Genomic DNA, 1,059 nt, shown 5'->3' with positions numbered 1-1,059 from the left:
GTCTCTTGAGTATTTAGTGTGTCTAACGGTTGCGGATATTTGCGCAACCAATCCAGAGCTGTGGAATGCTTGGAAACGCACGCTGCTTGCCGAGCTCTTCTACTCAACGCAACGCGCACTGCGTCGCGGATTAGAAAATCCGGTTGGTGTGCGTGAGCGGATTCGCCATAACCAACAGATGGCGTCCGCATTGCTGCGCAAAGAAGGGTTTTCTGCGCGCCAAATCGAAGTGTTGTGGCAACGATTCAAAGCCGACTATTTCTTGCGCCATACTCACACTCAAATCGCTTGGCATTGTGCGCATTTGCTGCGTATGGATGATCCAAACAAGCCGCTGGTACTTATCAGCAAAAAGGCTACGCGCGGTGGAACAGAAGTGTTCGTTTACACCAAAGATCAACCAGCGTTGTTTGCTACCGTGGTGGCTGAGCTCGACCGTCGTAACTTTAACGTTCATGATGCACAAATTATGACCAGCAAAGACGGCCACGTGATTGATACCTTCATGGTGCTCGATCAACATGGAGAAGCCATTGACGAATCTCGACATGCTGCCGTGATTAAACACCTCACTCACGTACTGGAAGCGGGTCGTCCGACGAAGATTAAAACGCGCCGCACCCCAAATAAACTTCAACACTTCAATGTGAAAACCAAAGTCGATTTCTTACCAACAAAAGGGAAGAAACACACCTTGATGGAGTTTGTAGCACTCGATACTCCGGGACTACTAGCCAAAGTCGGACGTACTTTTGCCGATTTGAATATCAACCTCCACGGCGCAAAGATCACGACCATCGGCGAACGTGCAGAGGACTTATTTATTCTCACTAGCGAAGCTGGCGGTAGACTCAGCGAAGAACAACAAAATGAACTGAGAGACAAACTGATCGAGAAGTTATCTGACGCCGTCACTGCCTAATTCGAAACTGCCAAAACATCCGGTTCAGAGTGAGGGCGATCTTGTCCACAAGTTGAGCAATTTGGCTAAATATCAGCTATCTAGCTCATACATAGGCTGCTACAGTTATATCAATATCAATTCGATGTAATAGAGGT

1 protein-coding gene is annotated in these 1,059 nt (G+C 47.8%); it reads left to right on the top strand.

The features are described 5' to 3' along the window. Nucleotides 1–922 (top strand): ACT domain-containing protein (locus R7Z78_RS24775; RefSeq protein WP_169643740.1); only part of this gene is annotated, 922 nt, incomplete at its 5' end. Between the last annotated feature and the right edge of the window lie 137 nt (nucleotides 923–1,059).

This window comes from Vibrio sp. 1167 (genome assembly GCF_033340375.1).
In the GTDB taxonomy this organism is placed as follows: Bacteria; Pseudomonadota; Gammaproteobacteria; order Enterobacterales; family Vibrionaceae; genus Vibrio; species Vibrio alginolyticus.
This window is presented reverse-complemented; position numbering and strand designations above follow the sequence as displayed.